Origin of the sequence: Desulfovibrio legallii (assembly GCF_004309735.1) — a bacterium.
In the GTDB taxonomy this organism is placed as follows: domain Bacteria; phylum Desulfobacterota; class Desulfovibrionia; order Desulfovibrionales; family Desulfovibrionaceae; genus Desulfovibrio; species Desulfovibrio legallii.
Genome location: NZ_SIXC01000030.1, coordinates 1 through 1,107, shown reverse-complemented (window position 1 = coordinate 1,107; position 1,107 = coordinate 1). Strand labels below are relative to the sequence as shown.

General features: G+C 64.4%; 1 protein-coding gene. It reads left to right on the top strand.

Translation table 11 applies throughout. The features are described from left to right. On the top strand, positions 1–1,086 hold a 1,086-nt coding region (locus EB812_RS11585; RefSeq protein ID WP_130958328.1), incomplete at its 5' end, for a methyl-accepting chemotaxis protein. Between the last annotated feature and the right edge of the window lie 21 nt (positions 1,087–1,107).

The following is a 1,107-nucleotide window of genomic DNA, read 5'->3' as shown; positions in this document are numbered from 1 at the left end:
GCCGGCACGGTGGCCGACGGCGACCTCAACGCCCGGCTGGATCTGCGTCTGAAGAATGAAATCGGCAAGCTGGCCGACGCGCTGCGCACCATGGTAGAAAACCTCAAGGCCAAGATTGCCGAAGCGGACGAAAATACCCGCAAGGCACAGGCTGAATCGGAACGCGCGGCACAGGCCACGGCCGARGCTGAAGCCGCCCGYGCSGCYGCCGAACGCGCCAAGGCCGAAGGCATGCTCCAGGCCGCCGRTCAKYTGGAAGGCGTGGTGGTCACGGTGAACACGGCTTCAGAACAGCTCTCCGCCCAGGTGGAACAGTCCAGCCGCGGGGCCGAACGCCAGAGCGCCCGCGCCAGCGAAACGGCCACGGCTATGGAGGAAATGAACGCCACGGTGCTGGAAGTGGCCCGCAACGCCGCCGAAGCCGCGGATTCGGCCAAAAACGCCAAAACCAAGGCCGAAGACGGCGCTGGCGTGGTGGCCCAGGTGGTGGAGAGCATCGGCAATATGCGCCATCAGGCTCTGGGCCTCAAGGATGAAATGACCGTGCTGGGCCAGCAGGCCGAGAGTATCGGCCAGATTCTGGGCGTCATTTCCGACATTGCGGACCAGACCAATCTGCTGGCCCTCAACGCGGCCATTGAAGCGGCCCGCGCCGGAGAGGCCGGACGCGGCTTTGCCGTGGTGGCCGACGAAGTGCGCAAGCTGGCGGAAAAAACCATGACCGCCACCAAACAGGTGGGCGACGCCATCCACGAAATCCAGTCCGGCACGCGTAAAAACGTGGACAACGTGGACCAKGTWGTTCAGGTGGTGGTCAGCACCACAGAKCTGGCCGGYAAATCCGGCGAAGCCCTGCACGAAATCGTGGCTCTGGTGGATACTACCGCCCAGCAGGTGCAGTCCATCGCCACCGCGGCCGAAGAACAGTCCTCCGCCAGTGAGGAGATCAACCACTCCATTGAGGACGTGAACCGCATTTCTGCCGAGACCTCCGCCGCCATGCGCCACGCCTCTGCCGCCGTGACCGAACTGGCCCAGCAGGCGCAGGTGCTGCGCGGCCTTATCGATCAGATGAAGCAGGGCTAAGAGCCTGAAAGACTGTGGGGG